This is a genomic window from Desulfotomaculum sp. (assembly GCF_982386235.1).
Window position 1 is genome coordinate 150,852 of the sequence record NZ_CEVWQM010000002.1, and the last position, 19,829, is coordinate 170,680.

Annotated in this window: 22 protein-coding genes; 7 read left to right on the plus strand and 15 right to left on the minus strand. The window is 40.7% G+C overall.

What is annotated here, in order from left to right; genetic code table 11:
• Positions 1–169: 169 nt before the first annotated feature.
• Entirely contained in the window at positions 170–2,173 is a 2,004-nt protein-coding gene (gene fusA, locus AC1U9Z_RS01800) for an elongation factor G (protein WP_479955479.1), read from the minus strand.
• Positions 2,174–2,518: 345 nt separating this feature from the next.
• On the opposite strand from fusA, the gene spoVB reads away from it, so the two are divergent.
• Positions 2,519–4,066, plus strand: a complete 1,548-nt coding sequence (gene spoVB, locus AC1U9Z_RS01805) for a stage V sporulation protein B (protein ID WP_479955519.1) — start codon at positions 2,519–2,521, stop codon at positions 4,064–4,066.
• Positions 4,067–4,268: 202 nt separating this feature from the next.
• Entirely contained in the window at positions 4,269–4,436 is a 168-nt protein-coding gene (locus tag AC1U9Z_RS01810; protein WP_333530799.1) for a small, acid-soluble spore protein, alpha/beta type, read from the plus strand.
• Positions 4,437–4,494: 58 nt separating this feature from the next.
• Here AC1U9Z_RS01810 and surE read toward each other — a convergent pair whose 3' ends face one another.
• The 8 genes from surE to AC1U9Z_RS01850 all read right to left on the minus strand — a co-directional run bounded on the left by surE (position 4,495) and on the right by AC1U9Z_RS01850 (position 9,746).
• Positions 4,495–5,259: a 5'/3'-nucleotidase SurE gene (surE, locus tag AC1U9Z_RS01815; protein ID WP_333530800.1), complete on the minus strand. Its 765-nt coding sequence runs from the start codon at positions 5,257–5,259 to the stop codon at positions 4,495–4,497.
• Positions 5,260–5,269: 10 nt separating this feature from the next.
• Complete coding sequence (locus AC1U9Z_RS01820; RefSeq protein ID WP_479955480.1) at positions 5,270–5,452, minus strand: YpmA family protein; 183 nt, start codon at positions 5,450–5,452, stop codon at positions 5,270–5,272.
• Positions 5,453–5,597: 145 nt separating this feature from the next.
• Complete coding sequence (folE, locus tag AC1U9Z_RS01825) at positions 5,598–6,161, minus strand: GTP cyclohydrolase I FolE (RefSeq protein ID WP_333530802.1); 564 nt, start codon at positions 6,159–6,161, stop codon at positions 5,598–5,600.
• A 12-nt stretch (positions 6,162–6,173) separates the two neighbouring features.
• Positions 6,174–6,905 carry a 7-carboxy-7-deazaguanine synthase QueE gene (locus tag AC1U9Z_RS01830; protein ID WP_479955481.1) on the minus strand — a complete coding sequence of 244 codons (732 nt, stop codon included), beginning with the start codon at positions 6,903–6,905 and terminating at the stop codon, positions 6,174–6,176.
• Positions 6,906–7,469, minus strand: coding sequence for a DUF366 family protein (locus AC1U9Z_RS01835; protein WP_479955482.1), 564 nt, complete (start codon positions 7,467–7,469; stop codon positions 6,906–6,908).
• A gap of 1 nt (position 7,470) precedes the next feature.
• Positions 7,471–8,169: a 7-cyano-7-deazaguanine synthase QueC gene (gene queC, locus AC1U9Z_RS01840; RefSeq protein ID WP_479955483.1), complete on the minus strand. Its 699-nt coding sequence runs from the start codon at positions 8,167–8,169 to the stop codon at positions 7,471–7,473.
• Positions 8,169–8,555, minus strand: a complete 387-nt coding sequence (gene queD, locus AC1U9Z_RS01845; protein WP_479955484.1) for a 6-carboxytetrahydropterin synthase QueD — start codon at positions 8,553–8,555, stop codon at positions 8,169–8,171. Before queD ends, queC begins: the two co-directional genes overlap by 1 nt.
• A 111-nt stretch (positions 8,556–8,666) precedes the next feature.
• Complete coding sequence (locus AC1U9Z_RS01850; protein WP_479955485.1) at positions 8,667–9,746, minus strand: tetratricopeptide repeat protein; 1,080 nt, start codon at positions 9,744–9,746, stop codon at positions 8,667–8,669.
• 195 nt (positions 9,747–9,941) lie between these two features.
• On the opposite strand from AC1U9Z_RS01850, the gene AC1U9Z_RS01855 reads away from it, so the two are divergent.
• The gene (locus AC1U9Z_RS01855; RefSeq protein ID WP_479955486.1) at positions 9,942–10,394 is read left to right on the plus strand and encodes an N-acetyltransferase; all 453 of its coding nucleotides are present in this window, start codon (positions 9,942–9,944) and stop codon (positions 10,392–10,394) included.
• An 81-nt stretch (positions 10,395–10,475) separates the two neighbouring features.
• Here AC1U9Z_RS01855 and AC1U9Z_RS01860 read toward each other — a convergent pair whose 3' ends face one another.
• A complete protein-coding gene (locus tag AC1U9Z_RS01860; RefSeq protein ID WP_479955487.1) occupies positions 10,476–11,375 on the minus strand; it encodes an NAD(P)/FAD-dependent oxidoreductase in 900 nt (299 codons plus the stop codon).
• Between the two features lie 139 nt (positions 11,376–11,514).
• Here AC1U9Z_RS01860 and AC1U9Z_RS01865 point away from each other — a divergent pair, with 139 nt between their 5' ends.
• Complete coding sequence (locus tag AC1U9Z_RS01865) at positions 11,515–11,709, plus strand: LAS seventeen-binding protein 3 (RefSeq protein ID WP_479955488.1); 195 nt, start codon at positions 11,515–11,517, stop codon at positions 11,707–11,709.
• Between the two features lie 56 nt (positions 11,710–11,765).
• On the opposite strand, the gene AC1U9Z_RS01870 is transcribed toward AC1U9Z_RS01865, so the two are convergent.
• Positions 11,766–12,362 (minus strand): TatD family nuclease-associated radical SAM protein, encoded by a 597-nt coding sequence (locus AC1U9Z_RS01870; protein WP_479955489.1) that lies wholly within the window; start codon positions 12,360–12,362, stop codon positions 11,766–11,768.
• Positions 12,363–12,441: 79 nt separating this feature from the next.
• On the opposite strand from AC1U9Z_RS01870, the gene AC1U9Z_RS01875 reads away from it, so the two are divergent.
• Positions 12,442–12,840, plus strand: coding sequence for a TIGR04086 family membrane protein (locus tag AC1U9Z_RS01875; protein ID WP_479955490.1), 399 nt, complete (start codon positions 12,442–12,444; stop codon positions 12,838–12,840).
• Between the two features lie 35 nt (positions 12,841–12,875).
• Here the strand turns inward: AC1U9Z_RS01875 and AC1U9Z_RS01880 are convergent, their stop codons facing one another.
• From AC1U9Z_RS01880 to AC1U9Z_RS01890, 3 genes are all read right to left on the minus strand, one after another.
• On the minus strand, positions 12,876–13,877 hold the full coding sequence (locus AC1U9Z_RS01880) for a two-component system sensor histidine kinase NtrB (RefSeq protein ID WP_479955491.1): 1,002 nt from the start codon (positions 13,875–13,877) through the stop codon (positions 12,876–12,878).
• Between the two features lie 547 nt (positions 13,878–14,424).
• The gene (gene pssA / locus AC1U9Z_RS01885) at positions 14,425–14,928 is read right to left on the minus strand and encodes a CDP-diacylglycerol--serine O-phosphatidyltransferase (RefSeq protein ID WP_333530814.1); all 504 of its coding nucleotides are present in this window, start codon (positions 14,926–14,928) and stop codon (positions 14,425–14,427) included.
• 89 nt (positions 14,929–15,017) lie between these two features.
• Positions 15,018–17,804, minus strand: coding sequence for a helicase C-terminal domain-containing protein (locus AC1U9Z_RS01890; protein WP_479955492.1), 2,787 nt, complete (start codon positions 17,802–17,804; stop codon positions 15,018–15,020).
• Positions 17,805–17,929: 125 nt separating this feature from the next.
• Between AC1U9Z_RS01890 and AC1U9Z_RS01895 the strand changes: the two genes are divergently transcribed.
• Complete coding sequence (locus AC1U9Z_RS01895; RefSeq protein ID WP_479955493.1) at positions 17,930–18,262, plus strand: hypothetical protein; 333 nt, start codon at positions 17,930–17,932, stop codon at positions 18,260–18,262.
• A gap of 122 nt (positions 18,263–18,384) precedes the next feature.
• A complete protein-coding gene (locus AC1U9Z_RS01900; RefSeq protein ID WP_333530817.1) occupies positions 18,385–18,816 on the plus strand; it encodes a peptidylprolyl isomerase in 432 nt (143 codons plus the stop codon).
• Positions 18,817–18,983: 167 nt separating this feature from the next.
• Here AC1U9Z_RS01900 and AC1U9Z_RS01905 read toward each other — a convergent pair whose 3' ends face one another.
• Entirely contained in the window at positions 18,984–19,805 is an 822-nt protein-coding gene (locus AC1U9Z_RS01905; protein ID WP_479955494.1) for a hypothetical protein, read from the minus strand.
• Positions 19,806–19,829 lie beyond the last annotated feature (24 nt).

Genomic DNA, 19,829 nt, shown 5'->3' on the forward strand with positions numbered 1-19,829 from the left:
TGCACCACCCCCACTAACCTTAACACAATTTTACGGGAAATGAAATGCAATCTTTTTCTGAAAAATGTGACAATATTCGACATTTTTCGTTTGATCGCAAAGCCTAATTAAAAAGGGAGTGTCGCTTGCTATATGCAGTAGTGGCGACACCCTCTTTACCTTGTTGCATTTATTTCGCTTCTTTTTCTTCCTTGGCTTTCTTAATGACCATTTCTGCTTCACGACCAGAGAACTCTTCGTAACTAGCAAATTCCATTGTGAAGGAGCCACGGCCTTGGGTCATAGATTTTAAGTCGATGGCATACCGATACATTTCTGATAAAGGAACTTGAGCTTTGACGATCACATTCTTACCCAGGGCTTCGGTACCCAGCACACGACCTCTTTTGGTATTAAAATCACTGATGATGTCACCCATGAAGTTCTCCGGAACAGTAGCTTCAACGTTTTGAATAGGCTCTAATAAAACCGGACTGGCTTGGTCACATCCCTTTTTAAAGGCTAGATGTGCTGCAATCTTAAAGGCCATTTCTGATGAATCCACCGGGTGATAAGAACCATCATATAACGTGGCTTTTAGACCGGTTACAGGGAAACCTGCCAAAACTCCTTCTTCAAGGGCCTCTCTAAGTCCTTTTTCTACGGCTGGGAAAAAGTTTCTGGGTACTGCTCCACCAAATACTTCTTCTCCGAAAACAAAGTGTTCATCGGTTGGTTCAAAACGAATCCAGGCATGACCATATTGACCACGTCCACCGGATTGTTTTTTATGCTTACCTTCCACTTCAACCTTTTTACGTATAGTCTCACGGTAAGGTACTCTTGCTTCCTCCAGTATTACATCAACGCCATATTTTTTCTTTAGCCGATCAACCATAATTTGGGTCTGGGCCTCACCCATGGTAATTAGCAATGTTTGTTTGGTTTCCGTATTTTTCTGGACCTTAACGGTAGGATCTTCTTCCATTAATTTAAATAAGGCATCGCCTAGTTTGTCTTCGTCATTTTTACTCTTAGGCATAACAGCGATGGTTAGGGTTGGCTGAGGGAAATTAATACCTTCTAATAATTCAGGCTTATCTTTGTGAGCCAGGGTATCTCCTGTGGAAGTATCCTGAAGTTTAACGAGTACGGCTAAATCTCCGCAGGGTACAACGTCGGTTGATACAGTTGTTTTACCACGCACATAAAGAATTTGACTAAGTTTTTCAGGTTTTTCTTTGGAAGCATTGACAATAGGGGAATCATTTTTTAATTGTCCTCTAAACACTTTTATGAAATTCATTTTTCCAACATAGGGGTCGGCAATGGTCTTAAATACCAGGGATGAAACCGGACCATCTTCCACCTGTGGTACAGGGAAGTATTCCGCCAAGAAATCAAGTATTTGAGACACACCAATATTTTTTGTAGCACTGCAAGCTAGAATTGGCACCACTTTACCCATAGCCAAAGACTTACGGAAACCATCATTTATTTCATCGACGGTTAGTGCTTCACCTTCAAGGTATTTCATGGTAAGATCATCGTCACCCTCAGCGGCAGCTTCTATAAGGGTTTCATAATAGAGTTCTAGTTGATCCGCTAAGTCATCCGGTACAGTAATTTCCTTACCCTTTCCTTCTCCTTCGAAGGCTTTTTGTCCCATTACATTTATGACACCTTTAAAATCATTAAAGGAACCAATGGGTAATTGAATGGGTACGAAATTGGCTTGAAATTTATCCTTTAATTCATCGACTACCTTGTCAAAGTTCGCATTTTCACGATCCATTTTGTTAATAACCACTATCTTTGGTAAGTTTGGTGCCATTTCCCAAATAGTTTCGTGCTGTACTTGAACACCATCTACCGCAGATACCACAAAGAGAGCGCCGTCCGCAACACGTAAAGAGCCTTTAACTTCACCAATGAAATCAGAAAATCCTGGGGTATCCAGTAAATTTATTTTCGTGTTATTCCATTCAACCGGGACCAGACTTGTGTGGATGGTCATTTTGCGTGCGGTTTCTTCAGGGTGGTAATCAGAAACAGTTGTTCCGTCATCTACTCTGCCAAGTCTGGAAAGAGTACCGGTATTAAACAACATAGCTTCTACCAAAGATGTCTTGCCAGAACCGCCGTGGGCCACCACTGCAACATTTCGGAGTTGGTTGGATTGGTAATTTTTCAAAGTTCAGGCCTCCTTTTGTAAATAATGGTATCCCTAATTGGTAATTTATATACCCTTACCCATTATTTGTTGAAATATGAGTATGTAGGTAATTGAAAATAAAATTATGTTAACATTTCTACAAGTCTAATCCAAATCCTCTTAATTTAACGAAAATTGCATTAAAATTTTTAGAAAAGCTTGGCACGCGCCAAATTTATAGCGCGAGCCAAGCTTTTCTGTCTTATGCTTTCTGATCGTGTTATAAAGTGATTTTCACTCCGTCTTCTTTTTCATACAGAAGGGTTGTCAATCATACATATAATTAAAGATTATCTGGCTTGCCAGTACGAAAGGAAAATGGACATGTCTCGACAATCCTTTGTGACCGGTGCTTTAATCCTGCTATCTGCTAGTTTTATCAACCGAGTAATTGGTTTTATTTATCAAATGGTTATTATACGATTAATTAAACCAGAAGGCGTAGGCTTGTTCAACATGGTTTTTCCCATCTATATACTGGTGATGGTACTGGCCAGCATGGGAATACCAGTGGCAATTGCAAAACTGGTGGCAGAGGAGGTTGCACGAAACAATATCCGAGGGGCTAATCGAATATTTAAAATTTGTTTATCGATATTAATTGTTTCTAGTATCTTTTTTACAACGTTGTTAATCCTTTGCGCCCCGCTTTTAACAAAATACTTGTTTCCAAATCCAAAGGTTTATTATATCTTTCTTTGTCTTGTACCTGGCATAATTGTAGTAGCAATTTGTTCAGCCTTTCGTGGTTATTTTCAAGGTTTGCAGCAAATGACGCCAACAGCTATAACACAAACTCTGGAGCAGATCGTGCGGGTGGTTACTGGCCTATTTATAGCCTATCTTTTATTACCAAGGGGGGTGGAATTCGCCGCCATGGGGGCAGCCCTAGGTGTTGTTATAGGAGAACTAACCGGTTGCCTAACGATGATATATCTTTACTTTAATCGTCAGAGACCCTATTCTGTAGGACCAAATATTTATCCAGAGCCAGTCAAAACTACCTTCACTCGTATATTCAGCCTAGGTATACCTGTTACTTTGACAAGATTCTTTAGCACATTAATATTGTCTGTGGAAGCGGTATTAATCCCTCAGAGATTGCAGGCAGCAGGCATGTCCGTAAGTGATGCAACCTCGGCATATGGCCAATTTGTTGGTATCGCTGAGGCTTTATTATTTACTCCTTCCATGATCACCATTTCCTTAGCCACAGCACTAATACCTGCTATTTCAGATGCCCTAGCCCTAAACAACTACCGATTAGTCCAAAACCGAACCTCCAAGGCATTACGCATTACTTTTTGTGTCGGGTTTCCCTGTATAGCGGTCTTCCTTTTGCTTCCCAAGGAAATGTGTGGTGTGCTTTTCGGCTATGCAGATGCAGGAGTTATATTAGGTGCTTTTGCCATAGGAGCTCCCTTTTTATACTTTCAACAAACAACAACGGGTATTTTACAAGGAATGGGTCAAGCTATGATACCTTTTAAAAACATGATAGTTGCCTCGATTATTAAAATTCTTGGACTATATTACTTAATTACTTTGCCTCAATTTGGTGTCTTAGGTGCTGCCTATTCCATGAATATTGGTTATATCACCATGGCATTTTTAAATTACCTCAATTTGCGTAAATTAATTGGTTATCAAATTAATTGGTCCCATGATATCGTAAAACCTTTTTTAGCAGCATTCGGTATGGGATTGGTTATTTGGCAGGTAAAATCATTTTTATCATTTTCACCTTTATTTACTTTGTTAGTTGCCTTGCCGGCAGGATGCATTTCTTATCTTTTCTTTCTGTTTTTATTAGGGGGAATTCACCGGGATAATATTAGGTTTATAAAAAATATAATTGACAAACGCACCTAAGAAATATGGTTTTTTCGCCAAAATCTTAGCAAAATATTATTTGCAGAAATATCACAAACTATCATTAGAAATTTCCCTGAACCAAGCTTCAGTGATAGCCTTTTCTTTTACCGCCGAAATGCTGTCCCAGGCTACGATTCACACAAACTGAATTCCTGTGCGAAAGAATATTCGGCGAAAAAATTTACGAGGAGGAATCGTCATGGGTCGGGATAAAGTTATGAATTGGAAAATGAAGCATTATGCTGCTAACCAGCAAGGCGTTGAGGGTTTAATTTTAGGGGAACATAGTGACTATGGAAACTTAACTTCCCGTCAATGTGGCAACTTTGTAAAAATCGCCTTAGAAAGAGCCAATGAATTAGTATAATTGTATAAAAAAGAAGTGTCGCAGCGACTTATTAGTATGCGGCACTTCTTTTTATTATCTATATCTTGGTCGGCAGCCAGCCGATCATTTTGTTTTTAAAGGAGTAATCCGTTAGATCTAAAAGTAAGGGTGTTATGGATACATACCCATTGTTTATAGCAGCTGCATCGGTTTCTACATCATCATCATCAAGATTGTATGGTTCCCCAGCCATCCAAAAATAAGTCTTACCTCTGGGATCCACTCTTTGATCGAAACATCTAATATACCGGCGGCGAGCCAATCGAGTAGCTTTCATGCCCTTTCCGTCATAGTTATTCGGTATATTTATATTTAACAAGGTTCCTTCTTTAAGGGGATTTTTTGCAATTAATGGGATAAATTCCTTCATAAATTCCGCTGCTGGTTTGTAGTTGAGCTTATCCCAAGCTGCCAAAGAGACTGCAATGGCTGGAACATGGTTAATGATGGCTTCATAGGCCGCAGAAACTGTGCCAGAATAGAGTACATCCGTTCCTAAATTAGGACCTAAGTTAATGCCAGAAACAACTAAATCCGGTGGTTCAGGTAGTAGGGATTCCAAGCCCAACTTAACACAATCCGCAGGGGTTCCGTCAACCAACCACCCCTTGGCATGACCGGACTTAAACTGGTAGTCCTTTGCCCTGAGGGGACGAGTTACCGTAATACCATGTCCGCAGGCACTCCTCTCACGATCCGGTGCCACTACGTAAACCTCGCTGGTTATCTGCTCCAGAGCCTTTCTCAGTTCCCCGATACCATCAGCATAAATGCCATCATCGTTGGAAATTAGAATGCGCATTTACAACCTCCTAAGTTTCATAGATAGAAATTGTCATATTACCGTTTTTATCCTTTGTTAGGCCAAAAATTATTTGTTTTTCCTTTAGTGTACGATTTAGAAAATCTACAATTTTATACATTTCTGCATAATTGGAAAAACTCCTTTGGGCAATTAATTCGAGCTTGTCAGAACCTTTGCTTTCAGAACTCATAATATTCCTCCAATTTTACTTATAACCGTTGGTTGTTGGGGTCAAACCCAGCCGTCAGCCCTCATCTTTTTGCCTGTCCTTCTCTGGAATCTTTTCAAAGGAGCTCTGGCCCTTAGGGTGATGGCTGACGGCTAGACCCCAAAGACTATCTCTTAAGAATGAGGCTCAGTGCTTCGGCACGTGATGCCTCGTTCTTTTTGAAAATACCCCTCACCGCAGAGGTAACAGTATGAGCACCTGGGGATCTGACGCCTCGCATGGACATACAGAGGTGTTCCGCCTCCACTACTACTAGAACACCGTAGGGATTTAGACGGGACATGATAGCATCAGCAATTTGTGTGGTTAGCCGTTCCTGAAGTTGGGGCCGGCGGGCATAACCGTTGGCTAGTCTGGCCAATTTAGATAATCCCGTTACCTTGCCATTCCTTGGTATATAACAAACATGAGCTTTGCCCGTGAAGGGAATTAAGTGATGCTCACACATACTAAACAGTTGGATGTCCTTTACCAACACCATTTCCTCATGTTGTTCTGAAAAGGTTTTGTCCAGATGTTCTTGGGGATCTTCTGCTAGTCCAGAAAAAATTTCCTGGTACATTTTTGCTACCCTGGCAGGGGTTTCTACAAGCCCTTCTCTATTAGGGTCCTCTCCGATGGCCTCAAGTATCATTTTCACAGCCTTTTCGATTTTTGGTAAATCGAACATTGTCTCAGCTCCTTAAAGTTGCCCCATCATCAAATGAGTTTGTGGGATAACCCTCACATTTTTTAGTGTCTTAAGTGCTTGCTCTTGTAATAAGAGAAGTGCATGGTTGTCCAAGGGAGCAATGCCTCCCTTGGGTGTTACAGGTTGTAATACTAATTCCATATTCCGGTTTATGTTTTTTATTAGTTCAACAACTTGTTCCAACTCGGCAAAGCTAGTAGCAGAAGAAACCACTACCTTAACGTAAACATCTTTTTGGGAAGCAACTTGCAAAAACTCCTTGTGCAGCTCCCAGGGGGTTTTTTCTCTGGTTGAACTGAATAATTTAATATCCATACTGATTATGTCAATTCGGTTAATTATTGAAGCTAATTTTTCCGGCAAAGTACCATTGGTTTCCAAAAAAATTCCCCGTTTGGTTCCCTGAACATGAGGAACCAATTGAGCAATATAATCGGTGTGTAATAGTGGTTCACCACCTGTAAGACTCACCGAGTGATGACTTTCTAAATTATAATAATGCTTAATTAGTTCAGCCATCCTTACTGGTTCCACAGGATTTTTGATTTGTATGAAGTCCCTTAGACCTGGCGTCTTTTCTAAGACAAAGTGCTCGGGTTTAGTATTTGTCGGTGTATCACAAAAAGCACAATTCAAATTGCAGCCTGTAAACCGTACAAATACTTGTCTTGTACCAACGTAAGGACCTTCTCCCTGTACCGAAGAAAAAACCTCTTGAAACAACTAACTTACCCCCCTAACCTTACACCTTGCCAAACGGATGCTTTCTATTTCCTTTTTATATTTCTGGGCTATTAGGTCACCAAAGGGGAGTATTTCATCTGTTGACAAGCCTAGATCAGCCAGGCCAATGGTTGGTACAGGTGTATTTTGGGAAGAAACATTTAACCCAGTATGAATCATGGTAGATACCGGACTAGCTGTAGCAATGGATACAGATAATTTTAAGTTGTCTTTATATAGATCATCGCCACTGCGAGAAAATTTGATACCCATTCTATCTTCAATGATTTCCTTAATGATTGCAATAAAAAGTCTTTGACGAATAACCGTACTCTCTAAATGATGGTCAAAGTGTTCAATAATAAAATGCAGCATGTCTTCGCTAAAAATAGGGGAATTTGCACGAACATCCGCTAAATCCACCATTTCAGTTAAGGCCACCTGACAGTCCCCCCGGAAACAAAGAATACTATCTCCCTGGAGGCCATAATTGCGAAAGGCAAAAAGAGAAGACAACTGAGTACCATCATATTTTAATGGTGCTTTGAGAACCTGGACTAGCAAGCTATTTCCCTCCCGAATTAGTTTCGAATAAGCTTAGGGGCAAATCTATATTTTGCTTGCGAAAGGCCCGCATCAAACGAAGACAACTTTCACATTTGCCGCACATTTGGGTAGACCCATGATAACAACTCCAAATCAATTCCCAGGGTAATCCTAACCGAACTCCCAAGGCTACGATTTCCTTTTTATCCAAACGTCCTGTATAACTTAAGACTTTAACTTTATTCGCAGTGGAATAAAACATGGCGGCAGTTGCTGCCGCGGAGAATTCCGGCGTGTTATCGGCAAAAGTCACAGCTTCTTCACGGTTAAACCCTGTAATGACGAGCTCACAATTAAGCGTTTCGGCAAAACAGGCAGCAATGTTGACAAATAATCCGTTGCGATTTGGCACCCAAACCGCAGCAGCGTTTTTTGTGGCTAAATCACCCAGGTCCAAATCCTGAGCTGCTGGCTCTGGCAACTGACAATCTTGATTAACCAATGCTGTTTTGGTGACTTCCGCCAACCAAGGCAGTTCAATAACTTGAAAGGGTATATTGTAGTATTCGGCTAATTTACCTGCAGCCTCTATTTCACGTCGGGCAGCACGCTGACCATAGTTTATGGTCAGTGCCAATCTTACATCTCCCTCTGTTTGGGCATAGGCTAGATTTACCGCTGAATCCAACCCCCCGGAAAGTAAAACGATACTATTCATCAAAAATCCTCCCGATAGGTAGCATACGCATCGGGAGATTCCCAAACAGAAACCTCTTTAAGCCTTACACCTTCCCTAATATTTCTTACCCTTTGAGCTAATGCCTGGAAAATATAGTAGGATATGTTCTCCGCTGTAGGGTTTACCCCAGCTTCTCCAAAGCCAGGTAAATCATTTAAATAACGATGATCAAATTGATCCACAATGGCAGCAAGTTGTTTTTTAATATCCTTAAAATCAACTAACATACCCAGTTCGTTGAGACGATGACCAAAGACCTTAACTTCAACGGTCCAAGTATGTCCGTGGAGATTTGCACAATCACCTGGATACCCATATAGAACATGGGCGGCGGAGAATTTACTCTTTACTGTTAATTCGAACATTTGTCTTCCTCCCTTAAAAATAGTATTTCTCCCGGCCCTAAACTTTACTATATTCTCCCCAACTTCCATTCTCCCTGCTAAAAGGCAAAAAAAATAGCCATCATTTGGCTACTAAACTGCCAAACCAAAGGCTTTCTCATAACATGCAGCGGCTTCTCTCATTTTACCCTGATTAATTAATAGATCTGCCCTAAGCCCCCAGGCCCGGTAATTCTGGGGTTCAAGATCCAAAATTTTCATTACAGTATGAAGGGCTTCTTGTATACGTCCTAAACTTTCTAAGCAAACACAATAATTTAAGAGGAAGGTACAATTTTCGGGGGAAAATTTTAAGGCCATTTCATAGTTTTCCAATGCCTCTTTCGGGTTGTCGATATCTCCATAGCAAATTGCTAGATTGTTGTAGAGAGTAGCATCATTGGGATAGGCTTTGATAGCACTTTTATAACAATCAATTGCATTCGAAGTCCTCTTCATAAACCTGTAACAGGATGCCAGGTTGCTTAACAAAGTAATATCTTGCGGTAAATACTGACGAGCAACTTCATAACAAGCAAGTGCTTCTTCGTATCGCTCCAGATGGAATAAACTATAACCTTTATTATTTAGCAGTTCTGGACTGTTAATTCCCTTAAATTGAGCCTCAATGTAATAGGCTAAGGCTTCCTGGTGCTGATTAAGCTTGCTTAAACAAATACCAGTATTAAACAAAATAGCTGAATCACTATCTAAAACCATGGCTTGCTTAAAACAAGCAAGGGCTTCACGATATCTTCCATTCTCCAAGAGATAAAGCCCACTGTTGTTAAATTCAGAAGTATGATCCTCAGTTGGGGCAGCATAACATGCAGGTAATTCCTCCCGCAGCTCTAAAATTTCACTTTGTTCCCAATGATTCGGTTTAAGACCCCTATTTTTAGACCGCTCCAACCAATAAATAAAACTTCCCGGCCCAAGACCAGAGGCAGCCTTTTTACAATGTAAGGCGGCTTGATCAATTTGACCTAGTTTTAGATAAATGCGACTGGCCTGTAAGTGTAAATCCAGATTATCTTGATCGATTGCTATGGCTTTCTCAAGGGAACGCAATGCTAACTTACCGGCCCCGGTTGCTTCATACAGACAGGCTAGATTTTGAAAAAAATTTATCCTTATTAATGTTTTTAATAGTATCTCCTTAAAGCTCAACATTCAGCACCGCTCCTTTATTAATATTTAAACTAAACTTCTCGGGCGGAGCTTCGTATTCCTTCCACTTATTACCATTTTCGTGCGTCAAATCAATCTCAAATGTGACAATATTCTTTTAAATTAAATCGTTAATTTAGATTCCAATAGCGAAGTCTAAGGTGTATATTATAGGTAGAAACCATGAGGGGTGATATTATGCAAGGAATGAAAGCCCCAGACAGAGAAATTGAGCATTTTCAAACTGTATTGGAAGACTTAATTAAACACTCCCTTTGTCTGGTAAAGCATGTGTTGTTCCCCAATTGTGTATATCTAACTTCCACACAGCACAATAACGAAGTAGAAGAAGAAAACTTTTATTTAATTTTCCAATTTAAAAAGGACCGGGGGGGCTTACCCCAGGCCAAAATTCATTATATCCAAATACCACTGTCATTAAGACAACAAAATCTTGGTACACAGGTTTATCAGTTATTAGAAAATTATCTTAGAACGAGTGGTTGCCTTTCCATTGAGTTGGAGGCCAAGGTCAATACCTTGGACCCCAGAGACAATTCGGTTGGCTTTTGGGGTAGACAGGGTTTTTTACCCAGTGTACATTACGCCTTTGACGATGAAAACTTTCCCATGACCAAGAGATTGGTGTAAAAACACAAGGGGACGGTTCTTCTGTGTTGTTCCCATGGGAACAACACAGAAGAACCGTCCCCTTGTGTTTTTGGCCATTTTTTATCCCTTAGCTTTCTTCTCGTCAATATATTTCACAGCACTTAAAGCTGCTACCTGACCCTCCCCGGTTGCTTTACTTAATTGATAAGGTGCACCTGTACAATCCCCCGCAGCAAAAACTCCTGGTATGTTTGTGGCACCTGTACGATCCACATTAATTCCTTTAGTGGAAAAATCAAGACCTGGTACCAATTGATCAGGTAAGACGGAATCACGAATGATGAAGATACCGTCTGCATGAATTTCACCACTGTCTAAAGCAACACCCGTGGCCCATATTTCTCCGATAATTCTTAAAGGTTTACCAATAACCACTTTAATACTTTTATCAATCTGAATTCCCTGCGCATCCTGTTCTTTAACCTGGGAAACCAAAGTAACCTCTGAAGCCAATTCTGCTAAGAAGTTTGCTTCTTCTAACCCCTCTTTATTATAGGCCAAAATGATAACCTTTTTTCCTTTATACAGAGGTCCGTCACAGGTGGCACAGTAACTAACCCCTCTCCCCAGGTATTCAATCTCTTGCTCAATTGGTTTGATGGTGCTGACCCCACTGGCAAGAATAACCGTTTTCGCCGCATAGAATTTATCCCGGGATTGTAGAGTAAAGCCATTTTGATCTGGATAAACTCCGGTAATCTTACTTTGGCTGATTTTCAAACCCATTGCTGTTACATGTTGCAAAAACCTTTGACGAAGCTCTTCGCCCTTTATATTGTGAAACCCAAGATAATTATCGATATGTGGTGCATGGTGCAGTTTAGGGCTGCACAAATCTGTACCAAAGATAGCAACTTTCTTCTTCCGAATCGCCCCATTTATTGCAGCAGATAGGCCCGCCGGCCCACAACCAATAATGGCAATATCAAAAGTATCAACTACATTCATATCTTTACTCATAAATTTCACCTTCCTGATTTTTTTATTATTCTTTCCCGGCAGGTTTTTTCTAACACTATCAGAAAATATAAGATTTTAGTGTATAACTAAAATTTATCTGGTGAAATTAATACAAATGGCTAGGGAGGTGTTTATTTTAATGACAAAGGATAATAGAAATAATTATCAATTAGAAGAAGAAAAGCATGATGATCGGGGCAAAAAATTTGTTCATGAACCAACTGGCTCTGCCACCCATATTCATGTCGATGGTAAGTGGGAGCATGACTTTTATGATCATAACAGCAATAAAGATCGCTCAGGCGGCACCGGAGATAATCCATTGGCTGAATAAAACAGCACCCCGAAATTCGGGTTGCTGTTTTATTCAATTTTGGCACATGGTTTATATTAAACGGTTGGTTTTCTGACTCGAAACTCCGCACCTAAATCTTCCGCAATGGCACGACAGGCCCCTACATCTACCCCCGGCCATTCAACCACAGATAAAATAACCCGGGGAATCACCCCTACACATTTTCGTGCAAATTCCAACATAGCAAAATAAGCATTCTCACCATCTACAGGCTTGCATATTTCCGTATAAACGGCAGCATTTTGAGCATTTAAAGAAATTGACATAATATCAACTAATCCAACTAACTCAGGGGCAACATTATGCCCATAATAACGATTAGCCTGACCATTTGTATTGATGCGAATGCATTTAGCACCCATTTCTTTGAGTTTTTTAGCAACCGCTTTAACAACATCCAGCCTTATCAAGGGTTCGCCGTAACCACAAAAAACGATCTCTTGATACTGCCCGGGATCTTTTACTGTTGCTAAGACCTCCTCGATCGTGGGTTCTTTATTTAACCATAAATTAAAACCAATTCCCGAGGGTGTTTCGCGAATACAAAAAGCACATTTGTTTAAACAGCGGTTTGTAACATTTAGATATAATGTTTCACCAATTTGATAACTTAAGATAAATTCCCTATCCATATTGTCTTCCTTTCTTTTATGGCATAAACATAAGTTTGCCACATAAAAATATGTTAAATAGTGTTAGGAGGTAAAAAATATGGCTTTTAAGCAAGATGTCCCAAGGACTCCCATGTTAAATTTTCCTTCAATTTTTCGTGGAACCTTAGTTGCTTTAGGCTTTTCATTGGTTTTTAGTGTACTGGCCGGGTTAATCTATTATTTTACGAATGCTCCCGAAAAATCGATGTCTTGGGTTTCCATCCTTATCCTTTTTTTGAGTGTTTTACTAGGTGCTGGTTATGCTGCAAAAAGGACTCGCAGCAAAGGGCTTTTTAATGGCCTTGGCGTAGGAATAATGACCTTTATCATAATTTGGCTATTAGTTGGTTTGTTTTTGCCCGGAAGTGTGTTATTTCCCAGTGCCCTTGGAAAATTAGTATTGGCTCTTGCAGCCGGTGGACTAGGTGGCATACTAGGTATCGGTTTAACCTCTTAGCCTACTAAGGGGTTTTCTCTTTATAAATCGGATTATTAAGCCTTTGCTAAAGGTAAGGTCACAATAAAGGAACTACCCTTGCCAGGCTCCGAATAAACCGATATTTTTCCACCATGGTTATCAACAATTTGATAGCTTACCGGAAGTCCTAAACCTGTACCCTCGGGACGGGTTGTGAAAAATGGCTGAAACAGCCTTGGTATATTCTCTTTATTAATGCCAATACCTGTATCAATAAAAGATACGGATATAGCCTTATTATTTTCAATGTACTGAGCGAAAACTCTAAATTCTCCCCCGGTTGGCATGGCGTAAATAGCATTCGTTGCCAAATGCAAAAACACCTGTTTTATCTGATCCTCATCTAATATCATTAGCGGCAACTGGTCATTGTAATCCTTAATAATTTTAATTCCTTTAATATTTGCTTCTCCCTCAACCAATAAAAGCACTTGATCTAACATTGCAGGTAAAGAGGCAAAGCTGAGATTGGGGGTTGTCCTCCGGGCTAATAACAATAATTCTTTGATGATACTATTAATCTGTTCGATTTCCTTTAAAATAATATTAATATGTTGCCTTGCAGGATCATCCTGGGAAAATCGCTGTTCGATTAATTGTACCAAACCTTTTATAGAAGTTAGGGGATTACGAATTTCATGGGCTGTTCCAGCTGCCAACTCTCCTATCATAGCAAGCTTTCCCCTCTGACTTAAATGTCTGCTTAAAAAGGCTTGTTCAGAGACCTGACAGGCAATTAAAAGCGCTCCCTCCTGTTGTCCCAATTCATTCAGTATTTTTGTAGTACTTAGATACATATAGACAACTTCCTGAGCATCTTGATAATTGTAATATTGTTCATGAAACTCTTCATCCCTTTGCAGGGTTTGGGCAAGAAAAAATAAAGGGGTATCCGCGGGATATGTATTTTGCAATATGTTTATTTGACTCTCACCAGGAGAGACGCCGGATATTTTCCTGGCAAAATGGTTAAGCAGAATAATTTTGCCAGTTTGGTCCACGGCAATGATTGCCATGGATAGGTCCTCAAACAATTTAAGTCCTTTGTGGCTACTTAAATCATGGTCAACCCTTTTAAACTTCCATAACATAAAAAACACGATGCCAGTCACAAAAATTAAATTTAAAAAAAAGTAAACATAACGATTAAGATTATAATTTTCATAAGTCCATTGTGATACACCTAGAAATAATATTATGCAAATAAAAAGCTGAGCCAGCGAAGACACCCTCTTCCAAGCAATAACCAATATTATTTAACTGGTAAATTTGTTATATAATGTAAAATGCGACTATAATATCCGTAAGTCCTGCATAAAAGTAAATGTTTTTACATTTTTTTAAAAAGAATAAGGCAAGCCACCCGGCCTGCCCTATTCTCAACTCCAAATTTTTAATAAAAAAGAACGTATAAAATTGGGAAGCCGTACAAAGTACACACGCATTCCTTTCACCCCTCTTTAATCTGAATTCCTTATTATTGTATTAGTTTGGGGTCAATATTGTGCATCTGTGTAACAATATGACGTCTTAGCGTAAAAAATACCATGCAGAAAAAATTTGCTAGAATTTCGGTATTTTTACTTTACTAATCATTAACCAAGATAATAACAACATAACCATGGGAAGTACTAAAATAGGTAATTTTCCAGAGGAAATGATTAATAGTGCCACCGTACCGCCAGCTGCGGTGATGGGGACACCCATAAAACTTCCAGAAAATGTACTAACATTAAATCTTGCTAGTCGCAACGCACCACAGGTAACAAAGGCCAAAGAAATAGCTAACCCCCAGTAGCCCCAATTCGATAATTGTAAGGCGTATGCTAAAATAGCCGGTGCCACGCCAAAGGATACAAGGTCTGATAGGGAATCTAATTCCTTACCAAACTCAGAAGAAACATTAAGTTTTCTTGCAACTTTGCCATCCAAATAGTCCATAACACCAGCTAAGAGCACCATCATACCACCTTGAATGTACTCTTGATCCAATGCCAGAACTAAGGCAAAGACACCAAATAATAAATTGCCCAGTGTAAATAAACTGGGTATGTGTTGACCTTTCATCGGGAACCTCCCCGTAATATTTTAAGATACTGCCTTATGCATTACTTTATTTTAGCACTGTCTACCATTTAGTGAAAGGGGTGGGGAGATTATTTTCCAACATTCAACCATTTATTTACTTTGTTGGAAATTTCTATCCAATTGTCCCGAATATGATGTGCTACTGGCAGAGAATTAAAAAATTTATGTCCGTATTTTCTTTCGGCCAAGCGACTATCCAATACCACCACGACTCCCCTATCTTTTGGTCCCCGAATCAGACGACCAAAGCCTTGTTTAAATTTGATAACTGCCTGGGGGATTTGGTATTCCATAAATCCATTTTTCCCTAAGCGAGATAATTTTTGCAGCCTTGCTTCGGTAACCGGATGGTTTGGGGGGACAAAGGGCAGTTTTACAATAATTACGCAGGACAATGCATCACCGGGTATATCGACGCCTTCCCAAAAGCTTGCGGCACCAAATAAAACAGTTCTTTTTCCTTCCATAAATTGCTCCACCAAGCGGCTTCGACTGCCATCCAGTTCATGACCAAGTAAACAAATATCCTCAGCTTCATATTGCTGTTTTAGCCGCTGATAGGTCTCCCTTAGGGAACGATGGGAAGTGAATAGCACAAGGGTACGACCTGCCGCTGCTAAGGAAATTTGAAAAATAGCCTTGGCTAAAACATCATGATAATCCTTACCAACCGTTTGTCCCGGCTGTGGTATATTCCTGGTAACGCATAAAAGAGACTGTTCACCGTAATTAAAGGGTGAGCCCAGTTGTTTTTCCAAAACATTATTTGGCGACAGACAATCAAGCCCAATGCTTTTTTGATAATGTTTAAAATTGCCGTCCACGGAAAGGGTTGCCGATGTTAAAATAACTGGCCTTGGCTCAGAAAACAATTTTTCGTACAACAGCGGCCCAACGTCAATGGGAGCAGATCTCAATATCACCTCGGGTGAACTGCCGCCCCCTTCAACCCAGTAAACTTGGTCATCTTCGTAATTCCTACAGATTAATTCAAGATTATTACTGAGGTCTTGACCGATGGAGGCCCAGGAGGATAAATCCCGAATGATACCGGGTGTATCTCCAGTAACCGATCTCTCTTCAAGTTGGTCTGACATTTTTATTAATACCTGACAAAGGGTTCGCAGATTTACTAATAAATTATCCAATGCGGAATCCACTGCGGGGGGTAAACTGGGACTACCTTCTAGTTTTCCCTCCTGGACAAATCGCATACTTGAGCGGCCTTCCGCGTTATTCGCAGTAAAATTGAGCCAATTTGTGAGTAGTTCAAAAAAGCTTTGGGCAGCCTCACGGGTTTTCTGTTTTGCATCATTGCCTTTGACGATTAGCCTTTGCCATAATTCATTTTCATCAAGGAATAAAACTTGATCTACCCTTTTCTGAAGTTTTGTAACGGCAGCTAACCATCGCACAACTTCTAATCGGGTGGCTGATCTACCCAAGTGATCTGTGGCACAGCTTTCCAGGTGATGGGCCTCATCAATAATTAAAGAGCCGTAGGAGGGCAAAATCATATTATCCGCATTCGCGTCACTAAGCAGCAAGGAATGGTTAACGATCACGATATCTGCCCGTTCTGCCCTACGCCTGGCAGCCATAAAGAAACATTTTTCTTTAAAGTAACTACAACGGTTACCCAGGCAGCCATGGCTTTCACAGCAAATACGATACCAATATTCTAGATCCTGGTAACTTAAGATCAGATCCGCTTTATCACCTATATTGGTTTTGTATAGCCAAATGAGAATTTTGGCTAAAAAGGCTGCTTCTTCCTGGGTATGGTTGGTTTCCTTCATTAAAGATTGCCAGCGTCGAAGGCATAAATAGTTGCTGCGACCTTTCATAATGGCAGCCTTAAATTCATAATTGGGTAACTTTTCTAGTATAGGAATATCCTTATTCCATAATTGTTCCTGCAAATTAATGGTATGGGTAGAAATAATTACACGCTGATCCTTTTGTTTGGCCCAGGCTATGGCAGGCACTAAATATGCCAGGGATTTCCCAGTACCAGTACCAGCCTCCACTAAGACTATTTTATCCTCATTAAGGCCCTTGATGACATACTCCATCATCTCACATTGCTGGGATCGAAAATGAAAGCCAGGCAAGGTTTTTTCCAGCAACCCCGCCTCACCCAGGACAGCTAAACAATGTTCCTGATTTAAATTACCTTCTTGTTCCGGCCGATGTTCCTTAGGCTTATCATCCTCTTTAGCCCCTGGTGAGGGGGCTGTGATTTTTCTGTTCGGGAATAATTTGATCATTTGACTGCTCAAGGTTTGCAACACAGGATGCCACGTAGAACTGGCTTGACTCAAAAGTTGGCTTAATTGCCAAATGATGTCTGGTTCAAATTCTCGGCATTGATCGAGTAATTTTAGCAGCAGGCCAGCACAACCCCTGGCATCGTCAAGGGCTCGATGCTGGTTTGGTATCAATATATTCAGGTCATTACATAGCCTACCCAGACGATGACTGGAAGCATTGGGCATGATATATTTGGCCAGTTCAAGGGTATCGTAAAGTGTATTTAAGAGTGGTTGCTTTGCTGCTGCGGTTAAAAAATCGTAATCAAATTTGACATTGTGGCCCAGCAACGGGTAATCTTCAATAAAACTTAGTATCTGGGGCATGATTTCCTGAATATCAGGGGCATTGACAAAGTCCTGATCATTTATGCCAGTAAGGCGTTTTATCTTAACCGGCAAGATACCCCTGGGCCGAACCAGGGAGGTAAAATATTCGCTTTCCTGGCCGTCAATTATTTTGACCAGGCCCACTTCAATTATTTCGTCCTGCAAGCAGTTTAGCCCCGATGTTTCCAGATCCAATGCCACAAAGGTTAGCATACCTGATACCCCCAGTACTTAACTAAGAACATAATTGGTCAAAATAATTATACATAAGTGAGCAACTTACGTATAGCTCTTTTGCTATAATATATGTATATAGATAAAGGTAGGGAGGTTAACAAATGGATATTCACGAAGCACTGCGTCTTTTGGAAGATACACTGGGACATGCCTTTATTAAAAAAGAAGTACATAAAATTGATGGTTGGAATCCAGAATCCAGTATAAATTTGCATCCCTTGGTTTTACTTTGGTATAAAATCAGGGAGGAGTCGGGCTTTACAGAATTGACCGATGCTCAACCAAATTCTCAGAGATCAAGGGAGTTACTGACCTTGGCAGATCTGATCCAAAATGTAAAAGATGATCCTGGATTTCCAAGGTTGCAGGGTTTGCTAAGGGATTTAGAACATTGGGAAGATGCAATCGCTCAAATGAGAGAATTAAAAGCCTAAATCAATAAAGCTATGGCATCCGCTTGGAAGGACCATGGGCCGTGGTTTTTTATGACATTATTTGCCTGTATGACTTCTTTGTAGTAGAATAATGAGAGTTATTGACAAAGGAGGCGCTTTTTTTGAAAAAAGGTAGTATCGAATTAGAAAATGGCGGTAAGATTTTAATTGAGTTTTTCGACGAAGCAGCACCTGGAACAGTTGCTAACTTTGAAAAATTAGCCAATGACGGTTTCTACAATGGTCTTAACTTTCACCGTGTAATCCCCGGCTTTGTTGCCCAGGGCGGTTGCCCCCATGGCACTGGTACCGGTGGCCCTGGCTACACCATTAAGTGTGAAACAGCAGGCAACCCCCACAAGCATGAACGTGGTTCCTTATCAATGGCCCATGCCGGCAAAGACACCGGTGGCAGCCAGTTCTTTATCGTCTATGAACCACAACCTCACCTAAATGGTGTACATACTGTATTTGGCAAAGTTACTGAAGGTATGGAGTTTGTTGACCAGATTAAACCCGGCACGAAAATGAAAGAAGTTAAGGTTTGGGAATAGTAAGGATAAAACCAGCTCTGTTAAAAGGGCTGGTTTTTGTATGTTCTATTTGTCAAGGATATACTTCCTGACGCATCATTAGCAATAACAGCAGCTTCCTGAGAATGATTATCCGTAATTGTGCTAAAACGAATCCAAGTCCCATTATTATAGATTATGCTATAACCTCACCTTTTAACTTGATTTGGAATGGCCCAGGCCTGAAGCACTTCCCGGAGGTCATTGTAGTCTAAGCTAACATGATAACTATACTCTTGACTCGGTAGGGTTCCCTGAGGAAAAGCTACTTCCATATTTTGGGGAAACAGAATAATATATTCCGGTTTCAACGCAGCTTCCATTTCGGCCCGTAAAGCAGGAGCGGCAACGACAAACTTATCCAAGAGCCACTGTCGGGCTTTCTCCTCCGGCAGAGTAAACATATCCCAGTTACTCAGCACCTCACCAGTCTTCCGGTCAAACGCCGCACCCAGACGAATCTCCTGTGCCATCTGCCCATTCACGGGTAGGGTCACAACTGTAAGAAAGCACATGATATTATCATTAGAAGCTGTGGGAGCAATATTCTGACCGATAAAACGTTCCTGGTATACCTTTCCACTTTCCTTACAGGTCAGATACTCTTCATAGGCATTTTGCAGTTCAGCTAGGGTGTCGTAGAGGAGGCCCTGCTCTTCATAAAATTCACTGACGGCCTTTTGGGCAGACTCACTCAAATCATCGAAGCTCTCTACCCCACCGACATAAACATTGTCCGGGCCAATAGAGACTCGGATGGTCAGTAGAGTAGTTCCATCCGAAAGCTTGTAGAGAACATCGCCAATATGATCTCTCCGCCACCGGTTTGCGCCTTCACCATCAGAGAAGGTTATTACATTTTCCCGCTCCAACACCCATGTTTCTTCCCCTTGCTTGGGATTGTCAGAGCAGCCCGCCAGCAAAACCAGACACCACAGTAGAATCACTGACAATAGCCGTTTTATTTTCATGAAAAATCCCATCAACTCCTCTAT

Coding starts and splice junctions, on each gene's coding strand:
- spoVB (WP_479955519.1), top strand. CDS start 2,519: ATGTCTCGACAATCCTTTGTGACCGGTGCTTTAATCCTGCTATCTGCT.
- AC1U9Z_RS01810 (WP_333530799.1), top strand. CDS start 4,269: ATGGGTCGGGATAAAGTTATGAATTGGAAAATGAAGCATTATGCTGCT.
- surE (WP_333530800.1), bottom strand. CDS start 5,259: ATGCGCATTCTAATTTCCAACGATGATGGCATTTATGCTGATGGTATC.
- AC1U9Z_RS01820 (WP_479955480.1), bottom strand. CDS start 5,452: ATGAGTTCTGAAAGCAAAGGTTCTGACAAGCTCGAATTAATTGCCCAA.
- folE (WP_333530802.1), bottom strand. CDS start 6,161: ATGTTCGATTTACCAAAAATCGAAAAGGCTGTGAAAATGATACTTGAG.
- queC (WP_479955483.1), bottom strand. CDS start 8,169: ATGAATAGTATCGTTTTACTTTCCGGGGGGTTGGATTCAGCGGTAAAT.
- queD (WP_479955484.1), bottom strand. CDS start 8,555: ATGTTCGAATTAACAGTAAAGAGTAAATTCTCCGCCGCCCATGTTCTA.
- AC1U9Z_RS01850 (WP_479955485.1), bottom strand. CDS start 9,746: ATGTTGAGCTTTAAGGAGATACTATTAAAAACATTAATAAGGATAAAT.
- AC1U9Z_RS01855 (WP_479955486.1), top strand. CDS start 9,942: ATGCAAGGAATGAAAGCCCCAGACAGAGAAATTGAGCATTTTCAAACT.
- AC1U9Z_RS01860 (WP_479955487.1), bottom strand. CDS start 11,375: ATGAGTAAAGATATGAATGTAGTTGATACTTTTGATATTGCCATTATT.
- AC1U9Z_RS01865 (WP_479955488.1), top strand. CDS start 11,515: ATGACAAAGGATAATAGAAATAATTATCAATTAGAAGAAGAAAAGCAT.
- AC1U9Z_RS01870 (WP_479955489.1), bottom strand. CDS start 12,362: ATGGATAGGGAATTTATCTTAAGTTATCAAATTGGTGAAACATTATAT.
- AC1U9Z_RS01875 (WP_479955490.1), top strand. CDS start 12,442: ATGGCTTTTAAGCAAGATGTCCCAAGGACTCCCATGTTAAATTTTCCT.
- AC1U9Z_RS01880 (WP_479955491.1), bottom strand. CDS start 13,877: ATGGCAATCATTGCCGTGGACCAAACTGGCAAAATTATTCTGCTTAAC.
- pssA (WP_333530814.1), bottom strand. CDS start 14,928: ATGAAAGGTCAACACATACCCAGTTTATTTACACTGGGCAATTTATTA.
- AC1U9Z_RS01890 (WP_479955492.1), bottom strand. CDS start 17,804: ATGCTAACCTTTGTGGCATTGGATCTGGAAACATCGGGGCTAAACTGC.
- AC1U9Z_RS01895 (WP_479955493.1), top strand. CDS start 17,930: ATGGATATTCACGAAGCACTGCGTCTTTTGGAAGATACACTGGGACAT.
- AC1U9Z_RS01905 (WP_479955494.1), bottom strand. CDS start 19,805: ATGAAAATAAAACGGCTATTGTCAGTGATTCTACTGTGGTGTCTGGTT.